This window comes from Pseudomonas sp. HP_01, assembly GCF_055284355.1.
Genome location: NZ_JBTOPV010000067.1, coordinates 14,688 through 36,933, shown reverse-complemented (window position 1 = coordinate 36,933; position 22,246 = coordinate 14,688). Strand labels below are relative to the sequence as shown.

Annotated in this window: 22 protein-coding genes; 5 read left to right on the top strand and 17 right to left on the bottom strand. The window is 60.4% G+C overall.

Translation table 11 applies throughout. The annotated features are described in order from the left end of the window. Positions 1 to 14: 14 nt before the first annotated feature. The 6 genes from ACYAR8_RS23025 to exbB form a co-directional block, all read right to left on the bottom strand. A complete protein-coding gene (locus ACYAR8_RS23025; protein WP_074885873.1) occupies positions 15 to 1,409 on the bottom strand; it encodes an aminoacyl-tRNA deacylase and HDOD domain-containing protein in 1,395 nt (464 codons plus the stop codon). A gap of 87 nt (positions 1,410 to 1,496) precedes the next feature. Further along, positions 1,497 to 3,572, bottom strand: coding sequence for an ATP-dependent DNA helicase RecG (gene recG / locus ACYAR8_RS23020; RefSeq protein ID WP_463581153.1), 2,076 nt, complete (start codon positions 3,570 to 3,572; stop codon positions 1,497 to 1,499). Positions 3,573 to 3,580: 8 nt separating this feature from the next. Further along, a complete protein-coding gene (locus tag ACYAR8_RS23015; RefSeq protein WP_065988216.1) occupies positions 3,581 to 4,510 on the bottom strand; it encodes a hydrogen peroxide-inducible genes activator in 930 nt (309 codons plus the stop codon). 91 nt (positions 4,511 to 4,601) lie between these two features. Next, positions 4,602 to 5,345 (bottom strand): energy transducer TonB, encoded by a 744-nt coding sequence (locus ACYAR8_RS23010; RefSeq protein ID WP_074885868.1) that lies wholly within the window; start codon positions 5,343 to 5,345, stop codon positions 4,602 to 4,604. After that, positions 5,342 to 5,767 carry a TonB system transport protein ExbD gene (exbD, locus tag ACYAR8_RS23005; protein ID WP_074885865.1) on the bottom strand — a complete coding sequence of 142 codons (426 nt, stop codon included), beginning with the start codon at positions 5,765 to 5,767 and terminating at the stop codon, positions 5,342 to 5,344. Before exbD ends, ACYAR8_RS23010 begins: the two co-directional genes overlap by 4 nt. A gap of 3 nt (positions 5,768 to 5,770) precedes the next feature. Further along, positions 5,771 to 6,751, bottom strand: coding sequence for a tonB-system energizer ExbB (gene exbB / locus ACYAR8_RS23000; protein WP_074885862.1), 981 nt, complete (start codon positions 6,749 to 6,751; stop codon positions 5,771 to 5,773). 211 nt (positions 6,752 to 6,962) lie between these two features. Between exbB and ACYAR8_RS22995 the strand changes: the two genes are divergently transcribed. Further along, on the top strand, positions 6,963 to 7,823 hold the full coding sequence (locus ACYAR8_RS22995) for an SDR family oxidoreductase (RefSeq protein WP_463581152.1): 861 nt from the start codon (positions 6,963 to 6,965) through the stop codon (positions 7,821 to 7,823). Positions 7,824 to 7,951: 128 nt separating this feature from the next. Here the strand turns inward: ACYAR8_RS22995 and ACYAR8_RS22990 are convergent, their stop codons facing one another. The 6 genes from ACYAR8_RS22990 to ACYAR8_RS22965 all read right to left on the bottom strand — a co-directional run bounded on the left by ACYAR8_RS22990 (position 7,952) and on the right by ACYAR8_RS22965 (position 13,212). Beyond that, positions 7,952 to 8,689: a hypothetical protein gene (locus ACYAR8_RS22990; RefSeq protein WP_463581151.1), complete on the bottom strand. Its 738-nt coding sequence runs from the start codon at positions 8,687 to 8,689 to the stop codon at positions 7,952 to 7,954. A 57-nt stretch (positions 8,690 to 8,746) separates the two neighbouring features. Next, entirely contained in the window at positions 8,747 to 9,127 is a 381-nt protein-coding gene (locus ACYAR8_RS22985) for a RidA family protein (RefSeq protein WP_074885853.1), read from the bottom strand. Positions 9,128 to 9,151: 24 nt separating this feature from the next. After that, positions 9,152 to 11,260, bottom strand: coding sequence for a bifunctional GTP diphosphokinase/guanosine-3',5'-bis pyrophosphate 3'-pyrophosphohydrolase (gene spoT / locus ACYAR8_RS22980; protein WP_074885850.1), 2,109 nt, complete (start codon positions 11,258 to 11,260; stop codon positions 9,152 to 9,154). A gap of 60 nt (positions 11,261 to 11,320) precedes the next feature. Further along, positions 11,321 to 11,584: a DNA-directed RNA polymerase subunit omega gene (gene rpoZ, locus ACYAR8_RS22975; protein ID WP_025257879.1), complete on the bottom strand. Its 264-nt coding sequence runs from the start codon at positions 11,582 to 11,584 to the stop codon at positions 11,321 to 11,323. Positions 11,585 to 11,714: 130 nt separating this feature from the next. Then, complete coding sequence (gene gmk, locus ACYAR8_RS22970) at positions 11,715 to 12,335, bottom strand: guanylate kinase (protein ID WP_463581229.1); 621 nt, start codon at positions 12,333 to 12,335, stop codon at positions 11,715 to 11,717. Positions 12,336 to 12,348: 13 nt separating this feature from the next. Then, positions 12,349 to 13,212, bottom strand: coding sequence for a YicC/YloC family endoribonuclease (locus tag ACYAR8_RS22965; RefSeq protein ID WP_463581150.1), 864 nt, complete (start codon positions 13,210 to 13,212; stop codon positions 12,349 to 12,351). 290 nt (positions 13,213 to 13,502) lie between these two features. Between ACYAR8_RS22965 and rph the strand changes: the two genes are divergently transcribed. After that, complete coding sequence (rph, locus tag ACYAR8_RS22960) at positions 13,503 to 14,225, top strand: ribonuclease PH (protein WP_074885842.1); 723 nt, start codon at positions 13,503 to 13,505, stop codon at positions 14,223 to 14,225. Positions 14,226 to 14,272: 47 nt separating this feature from the next. Beyond that, on the top strand, positions 14,273 to 14,641 hold the full coding sequence (locus ACYAR8_RS22955) for a DUF4870 domain-containing protein (protein WP_463581149.1): 369 nt from the start codon (positions 14,273 to 14,275) through the stop codon (positions 14,639 to 14,641). Positions 14,642 to 14,725: 84 nt separating this feature from the next. On the opposite strand, the gene ACYAR8_RS22950 is transcribed toward ACYAR8_RS22955, so the two are convergent. After that, positions 14,726 to 15,505: an exodeoxyribonuclease III gene (locus tag ACYAR8_RS22950; protein ID WP_065988229.1), complete on the bottom strand. Its 780-nt coding sequence runs from the start codon at positions 15,503 to 15,505 to the stop codon at positions 14,726 to 14,728. 82 nt (positions 15,506 to 15,587) lie between these two features. Here ACYAR8_RS22950 and pyrE point away from each other — a divergent pair, with 82 nt between their 5' ends. Further along, positions 15,588 to 16,229, top strand: coding sequence for an orotate phosphoribosyltransferase (gene pyrE, locus ACYAR8_RS22945; protein ID WP_074885836.1), 642 nt, complete (start codon positions 15,588 to 15,590; stop codon positions 16,227 to 16,229). Between the two features lie 21 nt (positions 16,230 to 16,250). Continuing rightward, complete coding sequence (locus tag ACYAR8_RS22940) at positions 16,251 to 16,853, top strand: DUF4124 domain-containing protein (RefSeq protein ID WP_463581148.1); 603 nt, start codon at positions 16,251 to 16,253, stop codon at positions 16,851 to 16,853. Between the two features lie 84 nt (positions 16,854 to 16,937). On the opposite strand, the gene argB is transcribed toward ACYAR8_RS22940, so the two are convergent. The 4 genes from argB to coaBC form a co-directional block, all read right to left on the bottom strand. Continuing rightward, positions 16,938 to 17,843, bottom strand: coding sequence for an acetylglutamate kinase (gene argB, locus ACYAR8_RS22935; RefSeq protein ID WP_065988232.1), 906 nt, complete (start codon positions 17,841 to 17,843; stop codon positions 16,938 to 16,940). 22 nt (positions 17,844 to 17,865) lie between these two features. Beyond that, a complete protein-coding gene (locus ACYAR8_RS22930; protein ID WP_463581228.1) occupies positions 17,866 to 19,263 on the bottom strand; it encodes a phosphomannomutase/phosphoglucomutase in 1,398 nt (465 codons plus the stop codon). A 1,304-nt stretch (positions 19,264 to 20,567) separates the two neighbouring features. After that, on the bottom strand, positions 20,568 to 21,023 hold the full coding sequence (gene dut / locus ACYAR8_RS22925; protein WP_463581147.1) for a dUTP diphosphatase: 456 nt from the start codon (positions 21,021 to 21,023) through the stop codon (positions 20,568 to 20,570). 6 nt (positions 21,024 to 21,029) lie between these two features. Further along, positions 21,030 to 22,238, bottom strand: coding sequence for a bifunctional phosphopantothenoylcysteine decarboxylase/phosphopantothenate--cysteine ligase CoaBC (coaBC, locus tag ACYAR8_RS22920; protein WP_074885825.1), 1,209 nt, complete (start codon positions 22,236 to 22,238; stop codon positions 21,030 to 21,032). Between the last annotated feature and the right edge of the window lie 8 nt (positions 22,239 to 22,246).

The following is a 22,246-nucleotide window of genomic DNA, read 5'->3' as shown; positions in this document are numbered from 1 at the left end:
CGGACACTTCTAGATTAACTGAACTGCGCGGCCAGTTCGCGCAACAGCACTTCGGCCTCCAGCACTTTCTTCACGACATCCTGAGCTTTCTCGCGGGACAGCTTCAGGCGCTCGAGCAGCTCGTCTGGAATGCTTTCCATAGGGCCTGAGCCGATGCCTTCCTTGCGAAGCAGTCTCACCGCCAGGCACACCAGGTTTGCATACTTGTAATGCTCACCTGCGTAGTGCGGGTCGTGCTGGAAGCGCAGGGCAATGACCAACTCCTCCGGCATGTCCCAGTTGCGCATCAGCCAGGAGCCGATCTGCTCGCGGCTGATGCCCAGCAGGTGCTGCTCGACGTAGCTGTGATGCAGATGCGGATTGACTTCAATCTGGCGGCAGATCAGCGAAAAGTGCGGCGGAAACACATGCGCCAGCAACAGATAGCCGAAGTTGTGCAGCAAGCCGGCGAGGTACGTCAGGCCACTTTCCGGGCGCTCGGCACGGGGCATGGCGCGGGTCAGGCCTTCGATGATCGCAGCTGTGTAGATAGACTGCTGCCAGTAAGGGGTTGCCTGCTGCGGATGATCCTTCGGCAGCGCCAGGGTTTTGCCCAGCGCGAGGCCCAGCGCCAGATTGATCACCAGATCAAAACCCAGCACGCGGACGATGGCATCTTCTACTGAGCGGATTTTGCCGGCCGAACCGTAGTACGGCGAAGCCGCCCAGCTCACTACCTGTGCCGCCAGTGCCGGGTCGGTTTCAACCACGCCGGTGATGTCGTCGATGGTTGCGTCGGGGTCGACACGCAGCTTGATAATCTTCTGCGCCGTGTCGGCCAGTGGCGGGATTTCCACCGTGGATTCCAGACGCTGCTGGATGCGCCGGGCAGTGAAATTCTGTACGGCCTTGGTGATCTCCTCGCGGTCGTCATGGGGACGCGTGAGGTTGGGCGTGACGGACGTCACTGGTTCGCCGAAGCGGGCAGCGCTGGCTTTGGTCAACAGCGTCCTGAAGTCCTCGCTGCTGATTTCCAGCAAGAGGCCGGGCTCACCGGAATCGATCAGCACAGTAGTGCCGGACAGAATCCGCTCTTCATACAGGCAAGGCGAGCTGGTCAGCGAGGGCAGACCGGGCAACGTGCCCAGTTTATGTTTTTGCAGCATGAGTTCGAGCGACTCTTTCGGAACCGCTTTCAACTTGCGGCCGGTCAACTCGGTAATGCGATTGAGGTCGAGCAAATGGTTCTGCGGGAACAGGATGAACAGCGCGCCGACTGAGTCGTCGACCAGAATGGCCTGCACTTTCCGATCAAGCGGAAGAGACTCGTCGTCAGTCACTTCACGGAAGTTGATGGCAGCTTTGCCCAGCAACTGCCGAATGATAGAAGGGCAGTGTGGGGTTGCGTCGATGTGGGCAACTTCTGTCATGGCCTGAATCCAGATTCCTACAATCGCTGAAGTATAACCAGCTTAGTTGTTATAGAGGTGAGACACCCTGTTATTGCGTTGACTGCTTCACACTTGGCCATATTGCTGGCCATGGCGCAGCCAGCGCTCCAGCAGAGGACTGACATGTTGCGGCCAGCGCTCAAGCAGCGCCTGCGCCGCGTCCCTGACTGCCGGCAGCAAATCTGCATCGCGCATCAGGTCAGCAACCTTGAATTGAAGCAGCCCTGTCTGGCGCGTGCCAAGCATCTCGCCCGGTCCACGCAGTTCCAGATCTTTTTCGGCGATCACGAAGCCGTCGTTGGTTTCACGCATGATGCCCAGGCGCTGACGACCGATCTGCGAAAGCGGCGGGTGATACAGCAGCACGCAATGACTGGCCGCGCTGCCCCGGCCGACCCGACCGCGTAATTGATGAAGCTGAGCCAGGCCCAGGCGTTCCGGGTTTTCAATGATCATCAAGCTGGCATTGGGGACGTCCACACCGACCTCGATCACCGTCGTGGCAATCAACAGGTTCAGGTTGCCCTGCTTGAATTCGGCCATGACGGCTGCTTTTTCGGCGGGCTTCATGCGTCCGTGAATCAAGCCGACCTTGAGCTCGTCCAGCGCGCTGGTCAGCTCCTCGAACGTGGTTTCAGCGGCCTGACACGTCAGCTCCTCAGACTCCTCGATCAGCGTGCAGACCCAGTACGCCTGCCGGCCTTCGGCGCATGCATTGCGTACGCGCTCGACGACTTCGATGCGTCGGCTGTCGACCACCAGCACGGTATTCACCGGCGTACGCCCGGGAGGGAGTTCGTCGAGAATCGACGTGTCGAGGTCGGCGTAGGCGCTCATCGCCAGGGTGCGAGGGATGGGGGTGGCGGTCATGATCAACTGATGCGGACACATCGAGCCGCCGACGCCCTTCTTGCGCAGCGCCAGACGTTGCTGAACGCCGAAACGGTGCTGTTCATCGATGATGACCAGCGCGAGGTTCTTGAACTGCACCTCGTCCTGAAACAACGCGTGGGTGCCGACCACCATGGGCGTGCCACCGGCGATCTGCGCCAGTGAGGCCGCCCGCGCCTTACCTTTGAGTTTGCCCGCGAGCCACGCCGTCTCAATGCCGAGAGGCTCCAGCCAGCGGGTGAAATTGATGAAATGCTGTTCGGCGAGGATCTCGGTGGGCGCCATCAGTGCGACCTGATAGCCCGCTTCGAGGGCCTGCAAGGCCGCGAGGGCTGCGACGACCGTTTTGCCTGCGCCTACATCACCCTGAATCAAACGCAGCATCGGCTCGTGTTGACTGAGGTCGTAAGCGATCTCGTTGCCGACCCGCTGCTGCGCACCCGTGGGCGGGAAACCAAGGTTGGCGAGGAATTTCTTCGGCAGGCGTTTCGCCGGTGGCAGTGCAGGCGCGCGTTGCGAGCGCAGGCTTTCACGCAGGCGTTGCTGGGAAAGCTGATGCGTCAGCAGCTCTTCAAATGCCAGTCGGTGCTGCGCCCAGTGATGGCCCAGGGCGAGCTCTTCGACGTCAGCATCGGCAGGCGGGTTGTGCAGGTAATGAATGGCGTCAGCCAGGGGCGCGAGTTGATAGTCGCGCGCCAGCTCATCCGGCAGCCAGTCAGGCAGGCTCTTGGGGCCGAGCATCGACAGGCTCTGATGGCACAATTGCCGAAGGCGCTGCTGGGTGAGGCCTTCAGTTGTGGGGTAGATCGGCGTCAGCGTCTGCTCTACAGCCACCGGCTCATCGCCGGTGATCGCACGGTATTCCGGGTGGTAGATCTCAAGCCCCGAAGCGCCGGGCCGGGCTTCGCCATAACAGCGCACGTGGGTACCGCGCTTGAGACCGTCCTTTTGTGCATTGCTGAAGTGGTAAAAACGCAGGCTCAACACACCGGTGCCGTCGCCAATCCTGACCAGCAAGCTGCGGCGCTTGCCCATGACCACGTCGGCGCCGCTGACCACTCCTTCGACTACGGCGTCCTGGCCCGGGCGCAGCTCGCCGATGGGCACGACGCGAGTGCGGTCCTGATAACGCAACGGCAGGTGAAACAGTACGTCCTGAATATTCTCAAGACCGACTTTCGCCAGCTTTTCAGCCATTGCCTCACCGACGCCCTTTAGCGCCGTGACCGAGACATGAGACAGCTCCGTCATACCGTCCCTTAACTCGCTTCAGCCTGAGCTTTAGGGCGAGCGACGGAACACAGACGAATCGAGTCAGCGAGGATTTCGATGGCTTTCGGACGCGGAAAGCTGGCACGCCACGCGATTGCCACGGTGCGGAACGGCACCGGAGGCGACAGTGGACGGACTTCGATCACGCCCGGCGCGTAGTGATGGCTGTCGACGGCGGACATCGGCAGGATGGAAATACCCAGCCCCGACGCAACCATGTGCCGAATGGTTTCCAGCGAGCTGGATTCCACTGTGGTGTGCTTGGCAGCGTCGCCGCCCTTGACCAGCGTCGGACAGGCTTCGAGCACCTGATCGCGGAAGCAGTGACCTTCACCCAGGAGCAACAGGCTCTTGTCGTTCAGCGCCGAAGCATCGATGGTCTTTTTCTGGGTCCATGGATGATCGGCCGGCATCAGCACGTAGAACGGCTCGTCGTAAAGCGACAGCGTCAGGACATCGGCTTCGTTGAACGGCAGCGCGATGATGATCGCGTCAAGCTCGCCATTGCGCAGCTTGTCGCGCAGCACGTGGGTGAAGTTTTCCTCGATGTACAACGGCATCTGCGGGGCGACCCGGTGCAGTTGGGGAATCAGGTGAGGAAACAGGTACGGGCCGACGGTGTAGATCGCGCCGACTTTGAGCGGCGCGGTCAGTTGGTTCTTGCCGGTCTGTGCCAGTTCACGAATGCCCTGGGCCTGTTCGAGGACTTTCTGCGCCTGGGCCACGATGCCCTCGCCAACCGGTGTCAGACGTACAGCACTCTTGCTGCGCTCGAAAATCAGCACGCCGAGTTCATCTTCCAGCTTTTTGACGCCCACCGACAGGGTCGGCTGGCTGACGTGACAACGTTCAGCGGCATGGCCGAAGTGCTGCTCTTGAGCGAGGGTAACGATGTAGCGCAATTCTGTGAGGGTCATAACGTGCGTCCATGAAGTTGCGGCCCCAGCATAGCGGGTGCAATCGATAGACGCACGTTATCAACCCGTCGCGGCTGACAAAATTCTGGTTTCAGCGTTTATCCAGGGAATAAACGAAGGGAGCGACCACTTCCAGCGACCCGTTCTTCAGCAATTCCGGCGGCGGCTTGGGCAATGGCTGCGCGCGGCGGATCATTTCCAGCGTCGCTCGATCCAGTGAGGCGCTTCCTGAACCTCCGGCCAGTTCATAGGACAACACGCGGCCTTCGCCATCGACCACGAAGCGCAGACGACTGGTGCCCTGCATGCCCCGACGTCGGGCGTCTTCCGGATAACGCTTGAACTTGCTGAGGTGACTCAGCAATTCACCCTGCCACGTCGGTAATGCATTGCTTGGCGGCGTGGGCGGAGCCGGCTGCGGCGACGCTGACTTCTCCGGTTTGGCGTTAGACGGCGGTGCGTCCAGCGGCTTGTCGTCGGCTGGCTTTTCTTCCTTCGGTGGCTCGACCTTCTTCACAGGTTTCGGCGGCTGTGGTTTGGGCTTGGGCTTGACCGGCTTGGGCACAGCGATTTCGGCCTTGGGCGCCTCGGCGACTGGCGGAATGGGCAGTTGCTCTTCAGGCGCAGGCGGCTGCGGCGGTTGCACGACTTTTGGCGGAGGCGGCGGGGCAGGCTCGGGAACGGGCGCCAGCTCGACCATCATCGCGGCCGGCGGCAGCTCAATGGCCTGGGAGGAGGGCCAGCGCAATGCGACGACAATCGCCACGGCATGGACCGCCAGCACCAACAACAGACTACCGCTATAGCGCGTCAGCTTTTGGCGCGTATTGATCATTTCTTGCCGACCGTCTCGAGACCCACCAGGCCCACCTTCAGGTAGCCGGCGCCGCGCAGGGCATTCATGACCTCCATCAGGTCGCCGTAGTCGACCCCCTTGTCAGCCTGAAAGAAGATCGTGGTGTCTTTCTTGCCCTTGGTTTTGGCATCCAGCACCTGGCCGATCTGTTCGCGGGCCACTTTCTCATCGCCCAGGTACAGGCTCTGGTCGGCTTTCACGCTCAGGAAAATCGGTTTCTCGGGGCGAGGCGCCGGTTTGGCGGTAGAAGCGGGCAGGTCAACCTTGATGTCCACGGTTGCCAGCGGGGCGGCAACCATGAAGATGATCAGCAGTACCAGCATGACGTCGATGAACGGCGTCACGTTGATTTCGTGGTTCTCGGCGAGATCGTCATCGCCTTCTTTCAAATGCAGGCCCATGGTTTACCCCATCTTTACCATGTGCGGCGGTTGGCTGCGCTCGGCCGCAGGCTGGTGATCCAGATCGCGGCTGACCAGCAGCAGAACCTGCGCCGAAGCATCGGACACTTGCGCCTTGTAGCCGGCGATGGAGCGGGCGAAGACGTTATAGATGACCACGGCTGGAATCGCCGCAACCAGGCCCAGTGCCGTGGCCAGCAAGGCCTCGGCGATGCCCGGTGCCACAACGGCAAGGTTGGTGGTTTGGGTTTTGGCGATGCCGATGAAGCTGTTCATGATCCCCCAGACGGTGCCGAACAGACCTACGAACGGCGCAGTAGAGCCAATGGTGGCCAGCACGCCGGTGCCCATGCTCATGTTGCGGCCGCAAGCGGCGACCAGGCGTTCAAGGCGGAAAGCAACGCGCTCCTTGATGCCTTCACGCTCGCGGGTGTTGACCGACAGGCGCATTTCTTCGAGTGCGTCGTGCACCAGCAAATGGGAAAGGGTGCCTTCTTTCCTGGCACCTGCGCTGGCTTCGTCCAGATTGCGTGCGCGTTTCAGCGCAGCGATCTCGCTTCGCAGACGACGTTTGGCGCCCAACAGTTCGAAGCCTTTGGCGATCCAGATGGTCCAGGTGATGACCGATGCAATGGCCAGACCGATCATTACGGCTTTGACGATGATGTCCGCGTTCTTGTACATGCCCCAAGGCGAGAGATCGTGAGACATCCCCAGGCTGTTATCTTCCGCGGCGGCGGCGTCGAGCGAATCAGTCGGAGCAGATGCCGGGGTAAGCTCTTGAACGCCTGGCGCTGTAGAAGGGTCAACCGGTGTGGTGGCCGGTGCCTCTGCCTGTACGGCAGGTTTTTGTACAGGCGCGCTGGAGTCGGCAAGCGCTACAGGCGTCAACATCAGGCTGAACAGCAGCGCGGCAACGGCGCGTCCTGCGCGTGGCAGACCTCGGTTGGCGAGTGACGAAGCGGGGGTTTGAATAGATGTCATGCTGGCCCGACCTGATATGAAAATAGGTGTTCGTTCTGAGAGCGTCACGCTGGCGCTAGGCGAGCGGAGGAGAACAAAGGGTCGCCATTATTGCAAGTAATTCTTGTTAACAAAAGTAAGAGCGTCTCTTTTTCTTGAGAATGCTTCCCAATGGTCGGTTTTATGGTCCGTTTGACGGGCTGATATTCAATGAGTGATGTGGAGATTGGACATGTCAGCGCCATCCGTTTTGATTGCTGGATGTGGCGACATCGGGAGCCGACTGGCTTCCCAACTGTTGCCCGACGACTGGACGGTGTACGGCTTGCGCCGCTCCGTCGAGAAATTGCCCGCCGGTGTGCTCGGCGTCAGCGGCGACTTGTTCGACGCCCGCATTCCTGCGCACTGGCCGGAAGGCCGGCTGGATTACCTGGTTTACTGCGCTACACCCACTGACCGGGATGAGGCGGGTTATCGCGCGGCTTATGTAGAAGGCCTCCGGCACGTATTGGGCTGGAGCGAGCGCAGCGGACAGCGACCGAAGCGGATATTTTTCGTGTCCAGCAGCAGCGTTTATGGTCAGCAGCAAGGCGAGTGGGTCGATGAAACGTCGCCTGTCGAAGCCACCGGGTACTCCGGCCAGATCATGCGCGAGGCGGAGCAAGTGGCGTTGGACAGCGGGGTGCCAGCGACAATCGTCAGGTTGACCGGACTCTATGGTCCGGGGCGCAGTGATCTGATGAATCGGGTGCGCCAGGGCTACAGCGTCGCGATCGATCCGCCGCTTTACGGCAACCGCATTCATGCTGATGACGCAGCAGGCCTGCTGGCGTTTTTGCTGCGAGCGGCATCCGACGATGTGGCGCTGGAAGACTGCTATATCGGCGTCGACGATGCGCCCGCGCCGCTGTCTGAAGTGGTCGACTGGATGCGTCAGCGTCTGGGCGTTACAGAGTGGTCGGATGAGAACAACGTGCGCCGGGCCGGCAGCAAGCGCTGCAGCAACGCCCGCGCCAAGTCGCTGGGCTGGACGCCGCGTTATGCGACGTATAAAGAAGGGTATGAGGCGATGTTGGCAGACCAGCCGAAGTAGGTCGCTCTGCCGCCGATTCGTAGGACCGGCTTTAGCCGGGAAGGCGTCAGTCTTACAGCCAGGAAATTGAGGTTATAGGTACTGGCCTCTTCCCGGCTGAAGCCGGTCCTACCATGCGTACGCGAGAGTCAGTTCTTCTCAAGCACCCAGCGCTTCTCACCCGGGCGCAGGTCCGGCATTTCGGTTGCCTGGGCGTTGTTCACCGCCTGGAACAGCTCCAGCTGCTTGCCGTTGCGTACGAAGATCCACGGATTGCCGCGCTCGTTCTTCTCCAGCCACATGCTGTCGTATTCACCGCTCATGGCCGCGCAGTCGCCAGCGAGGCACAGCGCATAGCGATCATTGCCCGGCAGGCCGCTGACGCTACCGTCCGGCAGGAACTCAACCGCGCTGCCCTGGCCTTCGCCACTGACGATGGTCCACTTGCCGCCAAGGTAGGCGGTGTAAAGCGCACGCTCGAAGCTGGTGCCGGGTTGGGCGCCGGTCGGAGGTGCTTCTTTCGGCGAGCGGAAATGCTGCTCGGGCCCGGTGTCGCTGGCATGCTGCACCAGCTCGTCGCCCTTGATGGTCAACTCATCAGACGCATTGCCGTAGAAGTCGACCCGCAGCTTGCCGTCGGCATTGCTGGCGATCTTGCCTTCACTCAGCTCGAAGCCGTTGGAGGCAGTGGCCTGTCCGGCCTTGGTGTTGATGTTCCATTCCAGATTCGGGCCGTAGGCCAGCAGCGCCTGACGCAGATTGCCGCCCTGGGCTGCTGCATCGATGGCGGCCTGGTTGATCCAGGTGCCGTCAGGGCTTTTGTCGGAGTGGCTGGCGCAGCCGCTGAGCAGTGCGACCAGCAGCGAGAGGGCAAACGCAACGCGCATGGGTGGAGTCCTTCCTTTTCTGAGGAGGCGGAGCGTGCTTGAGCTCCGCACCGGGATTTACTCGACGACCAGAATGGCGTCCATTTCGACCTGCGCGCCACGCGGCAGCGCAGCAACGCCAATAGCGGCACGGGCCGGGTACGGCTGCTCGAAATACTTGCCCATGATCTCGTTGACCTTGGCGAAGTGGCTGAGGTCGGTCAGGAAGATATTCAGTTTGACGATGTCCTTGAACGAACCGCCTGCGGCTTCAGCCACCGCTTTCAGGTTCTCGAAGACCTGTACGGTCTGTGCTTCGAAGCCTTCGACCAGCTCCATGGTCTTCGGGTCCAGCGGAATCTGGCCGGACATGTAGACAGTGTTGCCGGCCTTGATTGCCTGGGAATAAGTGCCGATGGCGGCTGGGGCTTTGTCGCTGGAGATGACGGTCTTGCTCATGAAAAACTCCTGTTTGCGGTTGGACTACGCGCGCATACGGGTGATGCGGATCACGCCGGCCAGGGCACGCAGTTTCTTGATCACACGGGCCAGGTGCACGCGATCGTGCACGCTGACCACCAGTTGGACCACGCTGATACGACCATCGCGCTCATCCATACTGATTTTTTCGATATTGCCGTCTGCGGCGTTGACGCTGCTGGCGAGCAGGGCGATCAGGCCGCGCTGGTGTTCCAGTTCGACGCGCAGCTCGACGTTGAATTCGCCAGTGACGTCTTTGGCCCAGGACAGCTGAATGCACTTCTCGGGGTTGTGACGGATTTCCGCGATATTCCGACAGTTGTCCAAGTGCACGACCATGCCTTTACCTGCGGACAGATGCCCGACGATCGGGTCGCCCGGGATCGGCGTGCAGCACTTGGCATAACTGAGAACGAGGCCTTCGGTACCGCGAATAGCCAGAGGACCTTCTGCGTTCGGGAGTTGATCGCCTTCACTGGCCAGCAAGCGGCGAGCGACCACGTAAGCCATGCGGTTACCCAGGCCGATGTCTTCGAGCAGGTCTTCGATGACCTCGACCCGGTACTCGGCAAGGATCAGGCGCACGCGTTCGGTCGGAATCTTGTCCAACGTGCTGTCGAAGCCATTGAGTACTTTGTTCAGCAGGCGCTCGCCGAGATTGATCGACTCCGACCGGCGCTGCAGCTTGAGCGCATGACGGATGTGCGTGCGGGCCTTGCCGGTGACGACAAAGTTGAGCCATGCCGGATTCGGACGCGCCCCGGGCGCACTGACGATCTCGACGGTTGAGCCGCTTTGCAGGGGTTCGGAGAGCGGTGCCAGCCGGCGATTGATGCGGCAGGCGATGCAGCTGTTGCCGACATCGGTGTGTACGGCATAAGCAAAATCGACGGCCGTGGAGCCTTTCGGCAGCTCCATGATCCGGCCCTTGGGCGTGAACACGTAGACCTCGTCCGGGAACAGGTCAATCTTCACGCTCTCGATGAATTCCAGCGAATTGCCCGCGCGCTGCTGCATTTCCAGCACGCCCTTGACCCACTGACGGGCCCGCGCATGGGTGCTTTTCGGCTGTTCATCGCCAGATGACTTGTACAGCCAGTGCGCGGCGATGCCATTGTTGGCCATCTCTTCCATTTCGCGGGTACGAATCTGGATCTCGATGGGCACGCCGTGCATTCCGAACAAGGTGGTGTGCAGCGACTGATAGCCGTTGGCTTTCGGAATCGCAATGTAATCCTTGAAGCGGCCGGGCAGCGGCTTGTACAAATTATGTACAGCGCCGAGCACGCGATAGCAGGTGTCAACCTTGTCGACGATGATCCTGAACGCGTAGACGTCCATGATCTCGTTGAAGGCCCGACGCTTGCCGCGCATCTTTTTGTAGATGCCATACAAGTGCTTCTGACGGCCGCTGACTTCGCCTTCGATGCCATCAACCGCAAGGCAGTGGCTCAGCGACTCTTCGATCTTGTTGACCAGTTCCTTGCGGTTGCCGCGCGCGCGCTTTACTGCCTGGCCGATGCGCGAAGAGCGCATCGGGTACATCGCCTTGAAGCCCAGGTCTTCGAATTCGATACGCACGCTGTGCATGCCTAGGCGGTTGGCGATAGGTGCGTAGATTTCGAGGGTTTCTTTGGCGATGCGACGGCGCTTCTCTCCGGAAAGGACTTCCAGGGTGCGCATGTTATGCAGGCGGTCGGCGAGCTTGACCAGAATCACGCGGATGTCCCGCGCCATGGCCATCGCCATCTTCTGGAAGTTTTCGGCCTGAGCTTCGGCCTTGGTCTCGAAGTTCATCTGGGTCAGTTTGCTGACCCCATCGACGAGTTCGGCCACCGTTTCGCCAAACTGCGCGCAGAGCGCTTCTTTGGCGATGCCGGTGTCTTCGATCACGTCATGCAGCATGGCGGCCATCAGGCTCTGATGGTCCATGTGCATGTCGGCAAGAATATTGGCCACTGCCAGCGGATGCGTGACGTAGGCTTCGCCGCTACGACGGCGTTGGCCGTCGTGGGCTTGTTCGGCGTAGAAGTACGCCCGGCGGACCAGATTGACCTGGTCTGCGCCGAGGTAGGTCGACAGGCGATCGGCGAGGGCGTCTATGCTCGGCAAGATAAAACTCCTTGCCGAAGGCTTCGACCCTGCGCCTTGCTACGTCGACCAGGCATAGGCTTAGACGGCCTCGCTGGACTCGTCCTCGAATGCGGCGAACAGTGGTTCATCTTCAACGATTTCGGCTTCTGCGATAACAGCGTAATCCATCAGGCCTGCAGCGATTTCACGCAGGGCCACTACGGTAGGCTTGTCGTTTTCCCATGCCAGCTTTGGCTCTTTGCCACCGGTCGCCAGTTGACGCGAGCGCTTGGTGGCGAGCATGACCAGCTCAAAACGGTTATCTACATGTTCCAGGCAGTCTTCAACGGTCACGCGAGCCATGGGTATTCCTCGTAGCAAATGCGATATGCGCGGTGCCCGAATGGGCGAGCGGACTCGACAGTCTAAAAAATCACCAGCGTTTAGGGAAGCGCTGATTTCGAATGGATAGGTTTTGCCGTGTAAGAACCGGTCAGGCCAGCAGTTGAGCCAACAGCTCGGTGTGGCGCTGCTGTTGATGTTCCTGGCTCAGCAAATTGGCGCGGAAGATCGCTTTCAGGTCTTCCAGCGCCGTGGCGAAATCGTCGTTGATCACAATGTAATCGTATTCGGCGTAGTGACTCATCTCGCTGACGGCTTCGCACATGCGACCTTCGATGATCTCGTCGCTGTCCTGGCCGCGATTGGTCAGGCGCTGGCGTAGTGCCTGCTGCGTCGGCGGCAGAATGAAGATCGAGCGCGCATGGGGCATCAGTTTGCGAACCTGCTCCGCACCCTGCCAGTCGATCTCCAGAATCAGGTCATGGCCTTCGTCCAGCGTTTGCTGCAAACGACTCTGTGAAGTCCCGTACATGTTGCCGAAGACTTCCGCCTGTTCGAGAAAGTCACCGTGCTCGATCATGTGCACGAATTCGGCGCGATCGACGAAGTGGTAGTTCACGCCGTCCACTTCGCCCGGACGCATGGCCCGGGTGGTGTGGGACACCGACACGCGGATTTGCGGCTGAGCGTTGATCAAGGCGTTGACCAGACTGGTCTTGCCCGCGCCCGATGGGGCGGAAATGATGTACAGGGTGCCGGTGCTGTGGGTCATGTCGGAGGTGGCCTTACTCAATGTTCTGCACTTGTTCGCGCATCTGCTCGATCAACACTTTGAGGTTGACGGCGGCTTGCGTGCTTCGAGGATCAAAGGCTTTGGAGCCCAGTGTGTTGGCTTCGCGGTTGAGCTCTTGCATCAGGAAATCCAGCCGGCGCCCGGCTTGTCCGCCGGCCTTGAGTACGCGGCGCACTTCGGTGACGTGAGTGCTCAGGCGGTCGAGTTCTTCGGCGACGTCGCTTTTTTGCGCCAGCAGGACCATTTCCTGTTCCAGACGCTGCGGATCGAGTTCGGCCTTCATGTCGGCAAAACGATCGAGCACTTTCTGGCGCTGGGCGGCGAGCATCTGCGGCACGAGGGTACGCAAGGTCGCTACTTCAGTCTTGATTGAGGTGAGCCGTTCGTCGAGAAGCCTGGCAAGATCGGCGCCTTCGCGGGCGCGACCGGCCTTGAGCTCTTCGAGCGCCTCGTTGAACAGCGCCAGTGCATGGTTGTTCAGCGCTTGCGGATCGGCAGCGTCGGCAACCAGAACACCGGGCCAGGCCAGCACTTCAAGCGGGTTGAGCGCAGCAGGTTGCTTGATCAGGCTGGCGACGATTTCCGCTGCCGCGACCAGTTGCCCGGCGCGTTCGCGGTCAACCTGCAGTGGTTTGCCTGCGGTTTCTTCGGTGAAGCGCAGAGTGCATTCGATTTTGCCCCGGGAAAGTCCCTGGCGCAGCGCCTCACGCACGGCGCCTTCGAGGTCGCGAAATGATTCCGGCAGGCGCAGATGGGGTTCGAGGTAACGGTGATTGACCGAGCGCATTTCCCAGCTCAGCGTGCCTTGTGGGCCGGCTCGTTCAGCGCGGGCAAAAGCCGTCATGCTGTGCACCATGGGAAGTACCTCTATAAATTCAGGCATTTGCGGATAGCCGGTCCGGGACGCATGCCCGGCGAAGTGTCGTGGGGAAACGACTGGCTATAAAGGCGCAGGATTGTAGCTCAGTGCAAGGCATGCGCCCAAATGTGGCATTGTCGCAAGCGATGCGCGGTGCGGCGATCCTGCGTCCTGGCAGTGTGAATCTGCGGCGCCCGCCGTGAGCAATGTGTCATTAGATGTCCCAAACCGTGCCTGCACCTCTATAATGCACGCCAGTTTTCCGTCTCCCAGTACAGGTATTCCAGATGAAACGTCCAAGTGGCCGCGCTGCCGATGAGCTTCGCCTGATCAATATCACGCGCAATTACACCAAGCACGCTGAGGGTTCTGTGCTGGTTGAGTTCGGTGATACCAAGGTGATCTGCACCGTCAGCGTTGAAAACGGCGTTCCGCGTTTTCTCAAGGGGCAGGGCCAGGGCTGGTTGACGGCTGAATACGGCATGCTGCCTCGCGCAACCGGCGAGCGTAACCAGCGCGAAGCCAGCCGTGGCAAACAGGGCGGCCGTACCCTCGAAATCCAGCGCCTGATCGGTCGTTCTCTGCGCGCTGCACTGGACATGTCCAAGCTGGGTGAAATCACCTTGTACGTCGACTGCGATGTCATTCAGGCGGACGGCGGGACGCGCACGGCGTCGATCACCGGTTCCATGGTCGCGCTTATCGATGCTCTCAAGTCCATCAAAAAACGTGGCGGCCTCAAGGGCGGCGATCCGCTGAAGCAGATGATCGCTGCAGTCTCGGTGGGCATGTATCAGGGCGAGCCGGTCCTGGACCTGGATTACCTGGAAGACTCTGCGGCCGAGACCGACCTCAACGTGGTCATGACCAACGCGGGCGGTTTCATCGAAGTGCAGGGTACTGCCGAGGGCGCGCCATTCCAGCCTGAAGACCTGAACGCGATGCTGGCACTGGCTCAAAAAGGCATGAACGAAATCTTCGAACTGCAACAGGCGGCACTGGCCGACTGAGCGGTTTCCATTACCTCAGAGCACTACATCAAAACAGGGAAAGCATGATGATCGAGAGTCAGTCGCCGTTGCCAATGCCGAGCAAGGAAGTCCGTCAGTGGGCAATGCTGTGCCACTTCGCAGCGTTTTTCGGCCTGATCTTTCCGTTCGGCAATTTGCTTGGGCCGCTGATCGTCTGGCAGCTCAAGAAAGAAGTCGACCCGTACATCGATGCCCAGGGCAAGGAAGCCCTCAATTTTCAGATCACGGTGGCCATTGCCGCGATGATCTGTTTTTTGCTGATGGTGGTGATCATTGGCTTTCCGCTGTTGATGCTGGTGGGCGTCGGCGCGCTGGTGCTGACGATCATCGCGGGCGTCAAGGTCAATGACGGTGTCGCCTACCGCTATCCGTTCACTTGGCGGTTGCTGAAGTAAGCGCTTCCAGAGATCGGGCGATGGCCTGATCTGCGGACAAACAAAAGCCGACTTCACGTCGGCTTTTTTTTGAGCAACTGAACGTCAGATGGTGAGCGTCCAGTCGTAGTCCACGATCAGTGGCGCGTGTTGCGAAAAGCGCGGCTGGCGTGGAAGACGTGCACTGCGTACGAAACGGCGCAGGCCCGGGGTCAGCAGCTGATAATCGAAGCGCCAGCCCAGATTGAGCATCTCGGCCTGTTCGTTATCCGGCCACCAGCTGTACTGATCGCCTTCGCGGCTGACTTCGCGCAGGGCATCGACATAACCCATATTGCCAACGATCTCGTCCATCCAAGCACGCTCTGGTGCGAGGAAGCCCGGAGATTGCTGACTGTCGCGCCAGTTTTTGATGTCCAGCTTCTGTTGCGCCACGTACAGCGAGCCACAGTAAATGTACTCGCGACGTTTGCGTCGCTGCTTGTCGAGGTACTTGCCGAAATCGTCCATGAGCTTGAACTTCTGATTCAAGTCTTCATCGCCGTTCATCCCGGAGGGGAGCAGCAAGGTTGCGATACTGACTTTGTCGAAATCTGCCTGCAGGTAACGCCCGTAACGGTCGGCCGTCTCGAAACCAAGACCGTTGATGACCGCCTTCGGTTGCAGCCGCGAGTAAAGCGCCACGCCACCCTGGGCAGGCACTTCGGCTTCGCAGGCATATAGGAAGTAGCCGTCCAGTTGGAAGGCTGGGTCGTCCAGTTCAAAGGCGGAGGCGCGGGTGTCCTGAAGGCAGATGACGTCGGCATTCTGGGCTTGCAGCCAACTGAGCAAACCACGCTCGACTGCAGCCTGAATACCATTAACGTTCACACTGATGATCCGCATAAATGGCCCCAAAAATCACGTGCGTGTATGATACCCGAGCTCTACCTAATTAGCTAAATCCGTGGTATTCGGGGCTTTTTTCATGCAGGCGTATCAACGCGATTTCATTCGTTTTGCCATCGATCGCGGAGTTTTGCGCTTCGGTGAGTTCACTTTGAAGTCTGGGCGCACCAGCCCTTACTTCTTCAATGCCGGTCTTTTCAACAGTGGTTCGGCCCTTGCCCAGCTGGGTAAGTTCTACGCCGCCGCCGTTGTTGAAAGCGGTATCTCCTTCGATGTTCTGTTCGGCCCGGCCTACAAGGGTATTCCCCTTGCAGCGGCGACTGCCGTAGCGCTTGCCGAGCATCACAGTCTCGACCTCCCTTGGTGCTTTAACCGCAAAGAGGCGAAGGCCCATGGCGAAGGCGGCAGCCTGGTGGGCGCGCCGTTGACCGGCAACGTGCTGATCATCGATGACGTCATCACCGCAGGCACCGCTATTCGCGAAGTCATGCAGATCATTCAGGCCCAGGGCGCGAACGCTGCCGGCGTGCTGATTGCGCTGAACCGCCAGGAGCGTGGCAACGGCGAGCTGTCTGCCATTCAGGAAGTCGAGCGTGATTTCGGCATCCCGGTGGTGAGCATCGTTTCGTTGAATCAGGTGCTGGAATTCCTCGCCGACGATCCGCAGCTCAAGCAGCATTTGCCCGCCGTCGAAGCGTACCGGGCCCAATACGGAATCTGAGCCTCCAAAAGGATGCGGTTTATGCTCAAGCTGGGCACGTTGGGTTTTAGTCTGTGGCTGGGTTTGGGTTGCATTGCGAGCGTTCATGCGGACGAGACCCCAGGCATCGTGCTTTATCGCTACGTCGACAGTCGCGGCGTGACCGTGCTCGATCGCCAGGGCGTGCCTCCGGAGTACGTCGGCAAGGGTTATGAAGTGCTCAATCAGCGCGGTCGCGTGGTGCAGACGGTCCCGCCCGCACCGTCCGCCGATGAGTTGCGCGACGCTCAGGCCGCCAAGCTTCAGTCTGACGCCGACGCGCATCTGCTGCGGTTTTACAGCAGCGTTGAGGACGTCGACCGGGCGAAGAATCGTCGGCTCGCCGAACTCGACGGCCTGATCGTCGTGGCGCAAGGCAATATCCAGAACCTCGTTACCCAGCAAGGCACGCTCCAGACACAGGCGGCTGATCAGGAGCGGGCAGGGCACCCGGTGCCGAAGACGCTGCTTGATCAGATGGATGATCTGCGTGATCAGCAGCAAAACCTGAAAGTCGACATCCTGCGGTACCAGACGGCGCGAACCCAGGCTGAGGCCGAGTTTGCGCAAGATCGGGCGCGATTGCAGAAGCTTCTCGGTAGGTAATAACCGCCCACGGGTGTTGCTAAGACCCGGCCACAAAAAAGCCCCGCCTGGCATTGAGCCGAGCGGGGCTTTTTACAGCAGCAATCAGTGACGCTTGCGGTTGCTGATCAGCGTGCCGACGCCGGTATCGGTGAAGATCTCCAGCAGCACGGCATTCGGTACACGGCCGTCGATGATGTGCGAGGTGTTCACTCCGCCCTGAACCGCTTCCAGTGCGCAGCGGATCTTCGGCAGCATCCCGCCGTAGATAGTGCCGTCGGCGATCAGGCTGTTCACCTGCTCGGTGGTCAGGCCGGTCAGCACCTTGCCTTCCTTGTCCATCAGGCCGGCGATGTTGGTCAGCAGCATCAGCTTTTCGGCCTTCAGGGCTTCAGCGACTTTGCCTGCGACCAGATCGGCGTTGATGTTGTAGGACTCGCCATCGGCGCCCACGCCAATCGGCGCAATCACCGGAATGAAATCGCCCTTCACCAGCATGTTCAGCAGGTCGGTGTTGATGCCGACGACTTCACCCACATGGCCGATGTCGATGATTTCCGGCTTGAGCATGTCCGGGGTCTGGCGCGTGACGTTCATTTTTTTCGCGCGAATCAGCTGCGCGTCTTTACCGGTCAGGCCTATCGCGCTGCCGCCGTGGCGGTTGATCAGGTTGACGATGTCCTTGTTGACTTGGCCGCCGAGCACCATTTCCACCACGTCCATGGTTTCTGCGTCGGTCACGCGCATGCCGTCGACGAAGTGGCTTTCGATGGACAGACGCTTGAGCAGGTCTCCAATCTGAGGGCCGCCGCCGTGAACCACGACCGGGTTGATACCCACCGCCTTCATTAGCACGATGTCGCGGGCGAAGCCGGTTTTCAGCTCGTCACTCTCCATGGCGTTGCCGCCGTATTTGATAACAAGCGTCTTGCCGACAAAGCGTCGGATGTAGGGCAACGCTTCGGAGAGGACCTTGGCGGCATTGGCTGCGGCATCACGTTCGAGGGTCATTTGGGCTCCACTCAAAATAGGGTCAAAAAGGAAGTTCTAGATCCGGTGCTACGTGTTTCAACTGGGTGTGAAAGACGTCCTTGATCCGTTGCAGCTCGAGCTCTGTCTCGGCCTCGAAGCGCAATACCAGTACCGGGGTGGTATTGGACGCGCGGACCAGGCCCCAGCCTTTCGGATAATCAACCCGCACACCATCGATGCTGGTGAGGTTGGCGTTGCCCCACTGCGCGTCGCGCTCCAGCGCTTCCATGATGCTGAACTTTCGGGTCTCGGTGACTTTGATGTTGATCTCGGGCGTTGATAGATCGTTTGGAAAGGTCTGGAAAAGCTCCTCGGCGCTGAGCTTTTCCTGGCTGAGGATTTCCAGCAGACGTGCTGCGCTGTAGATGCCGTCGTCGAAACCGAACCAGCGCTCCTTGAAGAAGATGTGTCCGCTCATCTCGCCTGCCAGCAGCGCGCCGTTTTCTTTCATCTTCTTCTTCATCAGCGAATGCCCAGTTTTCCACATAACCGGGCGGCCGCCGTATTCCTGGATCAACGGTATCAGGCGGCGTGTGCATTTGACGTCGAAAATCACGTCGGCCCCGGGATTGCGCTTGACCACATCGCGGGCGAACAGCATCAGCAAGCGGTCAGGGTAGATGATGGTGCCGGTATTGGTGACGACACCGACACGATCGGCATCACCGTCGAACGCCAGCCCCAGATCGGCACCGGTTTCCCGGACCTTGGCGATCAGGTCCTGAAGGTTCTCCGGCTTGCCCGGGTCAGGGTGATGATTGGGGAAATTGCCGTCGACCTCGCAATAGAGCGGGATGACTTCGCAATTCAGCGCTTCGATCAATTGCGGGGCGACGACGCCGCCAACACCGTTGCCGCAGTCCACCACCACCTTCATGCGCCGCGCGAGCACGACATCGCCAATGATCTGGCTGGCATAACGTTCGAGAATATTGACCTTGATGATGCTGCCTTTGGCGGATGGCAGGTCATTGGCCTTGATGCGTTCGTGCAGCGCTTGAATCTGCTCGTCTGCCAGCGTGTCGCCGGCGATGACGATCTTGAAACCGTTGTAATCCTTTGGGTTGTGGCTGCCCGTGAGCATCACACCTGTTTTGCCCGCCAGCACGTGGGTGGCGTAATACAGCGCGGGAGTGGGCACCATGCCGATGTCGCTGACGTGGCAGCCGCTGTCGTGCAGACCCTTGATCAGGTGCGCGACCAGTTCGGGGCCTGACAGTCGACCGTCACGGCCCACCGACACGTGCGGCTCGCCCTGTGTCAGGCTTTCTGCGCCGACGGCTCGGCCGATCCAGTAGGCGGTTTCAGCGCTCAGCGTATCGCCAACAATGCCGCGAATGTCATAGGCGCGAAATATCGTCTCGGGAAAGGGCGGGGCGCTGGAAGTGCTGCTGCTCATGGCGCGGGACGCCGCCGGCTGCGTGAGTTCCTGGGGATCATCGATCAAGTCGAGGTCAAGAATATCGGTGTCCTGGAACAGCGGATCGGTCAGGTGGTCTTCTTCCGACACGACCTGAAGGCCCGGTGCAGGACCATGCAGCGGTGCCCCGCTTGTCGATGGGTGATCAGCCGACGCAGCGCCTGTGGGGCTATTGCGCAGCGAGAACCGCGCCAGGCTTTGGGCAAGCCCGTTCAACGCGGGCAGGCTCAAACTGAAGGCTTTGACGGCCTTGCCTCCGGAGAGTTCTTGCAGCAGCTGCTCAAGCTGCCGCGCGTCCGCCGCGACCCGGCGCTTGAGCCCACTCTCGTTCAGATACAACCCCAACAGCATTGCGCCGGCGGCGACCATCAAGGCGAGCAGCAGCATCAACCAGGGCGTCGAGCCTTGCAGCGCGGGACCGGCGGCAAACGTCAGTTTCCAGTTGGGGTAGCCAGTGGAGAATTCCTGCGCACGGGTACCATCGTCCTCGCCACGGGTGAGAAAAGTCTGCGCAGTGGCGGTACCAAACTGTTGAACGAGTACCACTTGGCCCACATCGGCGGGTGTCTCGGGGAGTGCGTTGATCAGGCGCTGCGGATTGAACGCCAGCAGCAATGTGCCGGTGATCGGCGCATCTGGCGCCGTGCGCAGGGGCGCGGCGCTGTAAATCAGCCATTTCTCGCCGACCTTGCGTGCTTCGGGCACAGGCGTTTCACCCTTGGCGGCCTTGGCCAGCATGTCCAGCGTGGCGAAGCTGATCGGCAGCGTGGTTTGGGTGTCTACGTTGTTGAACCCCACCGGATTGAGCCGTGCGCCCACCACACCGTCTCGGTAACGCAGCTGATTCTGCGCGTTTTCGATGAGCGACGGATCGTTACTCAGCAGAGCCTGGCTTAGCCCGACGTCCATTGCCGCGGCCTGGGTGTCGGCGTTGATCTGGCGCAGCGCCTTGTTGACGGCCCCTGCCTGCGCGCTTCCCCATGCCTGAACCAGTTGCTCCTGTTGCTGCGGCTGGCTTTGAATGGCAAGCCACACCAGCACCATTGCCGCGATCAGGCCGATGAGCGCAGGAATGAGACCAGGGCTCGCCAGGCTAAGATTGGCGTCTTTGCCAGCAGGGACAGTTGTTTCCGTGTTGGGGGTCGCTTTGGCTGTGCGTTTGATGCCTTTCAAACTAACTCTCCCTGCTGGGTCGTCCTGACGCGTTCTTGTTGTTCTCGCATCGCTCAAAGCCCGTCAGGCCACAAGCGATGCGCTAGCCAAAGTGAGTGTTCGCTGCAGGATCAGTGGCTGCCGGAGTGACCGAAGCCGCCAGCGCCGCGCTGACTTTCATCGAATTCTTCGACGATTTCAAAGTGCGCCTGCACCACAGGCACCAGTACAAGCTGGGCCATACGCTCGCCGATGGAAATTTTGAAGGCGGTCTGGCCGCGGTTCCAGCAGGAGACCATCAGCTCGCCTTGATAATCGGAGTCGATCAAGCCCACCAGGTTGCCCAGCACGATGCCGTGTTTATGGCCCAGGCCTGAGCGCGGCAGAATCAACGCAGCCAGGCTAGGGTCTGCGATGTATATCGACAGTCCGGTAGGAATCAGGAGGGTCTGACCGGGTTCGAGCAAGGTGTCTTCTTTCAGCATGGCGCGCAGGTCCAGGCCGGCCGAGCCTGAAGTGGCATAAGCGGGAAGCGGGAATTCGCTGCCAATGCGAGGGTCGAGGATCTTGGCTTGTAGAGCGTGCATTCGTGATTAAACCTGGTTCATGCGATCGGCGATAAAAGTCACCAGCTGCCGCGCGATCTTGGCTTTGCTGGTCTGGGCGAAGAGCGTCGCTTGCAACGCTCGGTCGATTACGCTGCAGGCGTTTTCTTCGCTGTTGAAGCCAATGCTGGGATTGGCGACGTCATTGGCGACGATCAGATCAAGGTTCTTGTCCTTGAGCTTGCGAGCGGCGTAGTCGAGCAGGTGTTCGGTTTCGGCCGCGAAGCCGACGCTGAACGGGCGATCCGGGCGCTGGGCGATGGTGGCGAGAATGTCCGGATTGCGGACCATCTGCAGCAGAAGACCATCACCGGTCGTGGGATCTTTCTTCAATTTCTGCGTGGCGACGACTTCCGGCCGGTAGTCCGCAACGGCTGCCGAGGCGATGAAAAGATCGCAAGGCATGGCGTCTTCGCAGGCGGCGAGCATGTCACGGGCACTGACGACGTCGACGCGGGATACCCGATCAGGCGTCTGCAGGTTCACCGGGCCGGTGATCAGGGTGACGCGCGCACCCGCTTCGGCAGCGGCTTCGGCCAGGGCGAAGCCCATTTTTCCGGAGCTGTGGTTGGTGATGTAGCGAACCGGATCGATGTTTTCCTGAGTCGGGCCGGCAGTGATCAGCACGTGCTTGCCGGTCAGTGTCAGGCGCTGGAAGCAATCGGCGGCAGACTGCGCCAGATCATTGGGTTCGAGCATGCGCCCGTAGCCCACGTCGCCACAGGCCTGGCTGCCGCTGGCCGGGCCGAACATGCGCAGACCGCGCTGTTCGAGCAGTTGCAGATTGGCCTGCACGGAGGGGTCGCGCCACATTGCCTGATTCATCGCGGGCGCGACGGCGACGATGGCGTCGGTCGCCAGCACCACGGTGGTCAGCAAATCGTTGGCAATGCCTTGGGCCAGACGCGCCATGAGGTCGGCGGTGCCCGGCGCGATGAGGATCATGTCGGCCCACTTGGCCAGCTCGATATGGCCCATGGCGGCTTCGGCTGCGGGGTCGAGCAAATCAAGGTGAACCGGATGGCCGGACAAGGCCTGCATGGTCAGCGGGGTAATGAACTCGGCGCCGCCTTTGGTCATGACGACGCGGACTTCTGCACCGTGGTCGCGCAAACGGCGGACCAGTTCCGCGCTCTTGTAGGCCGCGATGCCACCGCCGACGCCGAGAACGATGCGTTTTCGATACAGCCGCTGCATAGGCCTGC